The organism is Mesorhizobium kowhaii, assembly GCF_003253745.1.
GTDB classification, from domain to species: domain Bacteria; phylum Pseudomonadota; class Alphaproteobacteria; order Rhizobiales; family Rhizobiaceae; genus Mesorhizobium; species Mesorhizobium kowhaii.
Genome location: NZ_MZXV01000077.1, coordinates 1 through 1,015 on the forward strand (window position 1 = coordinate 1; position 1,015 = coordinate 1,015).

At 60.5% G+C, this 1,015-nt stretch carries 1 protein-coding gene; it reads left to right on the forward strand.

Annotated elements, in window-relative coordinates:
- Positions 1-53: 53 nt before the first annotated feature.
- Positions 54-1,000 (forward strand): IS630 family transposase gene (locus B5V02_RS35235; protein WP_183455851.1). Its coding sequence is split into 2 segments (ribosomal slippage): positions 54-392 and positions 395-1,000, totalling 945 coding nucleotides; the frame shifts between segments, so codons are not numbered across the junction.
- Positions 1,001-1,015: the final 15 nt, after the last annotated feature.

The window sequence follows — 1,015 nt, forward strand, 5'->3', positions numbered from 1 at the left end:
CTAGGGTGGCAAATCTGATTCAACCTTCTTGCTAGGCAAGGAGGTTGGTAAGGATGGGCAAGCCTTATTCGATGGATCTTCGCGAACGGGTTGTTGCGTCGGTTGAGCGGGAGGGGCTGTCGCGACGGCAGGCCTCGGTGCGCTATGGAGTTGGTATCAGCACCGTCATCAGGTGGGTGCGCCGCTTGCGCGAAACGAGCAGCCTTGCACCCGGCAAGATGGGTGGGCACCGGCCGAAGAAGATTGCCGGTGAGCATCGGGACTGGCTTCTGGTGCGCTGCCGGGCCACGGATTTTACGCTGCGCGGTCTTGTGATCGAGCTGGCCGAGCGCGGCCTTGCGGTCGACTACCGCTCGGTGTGGGAGTTCGTCCACGCCGAGAAGCTCAGTCACAAAAAAAGACGCTGATCGCGGCTGAGCAGGATCGCCCGGATGTGGCGCGCAGGCGGACACAGTGGGCAAAGTATCAGGACCGCATCGATCCTTCCCGTCTGGTGTTCATCGACGAGACATGGACCAAAACCAACATGGCACCGCTCAGGGGATGGGCGCCGCGCGGCGAGAGGATCAAGGCCAAGGTGCCGCACGGCCATTGGAAGACAATGACCTTCCTGGCGGCGCTGCGTCATGACTGCGTCGATGCACCATGGCTCATCGACGGACCGATCAACGGCGAGCGTTTTCAGCTCTATGTCGACAAGGTTCTCGTCCCAGTCCTCAAGCCCGGCGACATCGTCATCATGGACAATCTCGGCTCACATAAAGGCAAGGCCGTGCGCCGCGCCATCCGCGCGGCCGGCGCCAGGTTGTTCTTGCTGCCCAAATACTCGCCCGATCTGAACCCCATCGAGAAGCTCTTCGCCAAGCTCAAGCATTGGCTGCGCAAGGCTGCCAGACGAACAGTCGAGACCGTCTGCGAAGCCATCGGTCAGATCCTCGGCACCGTCACTTCAACCGAATGCAGAAATTACTTCACCGAGGCCGGGTATGTACCAACCTAAATTCATCCCGCTCTA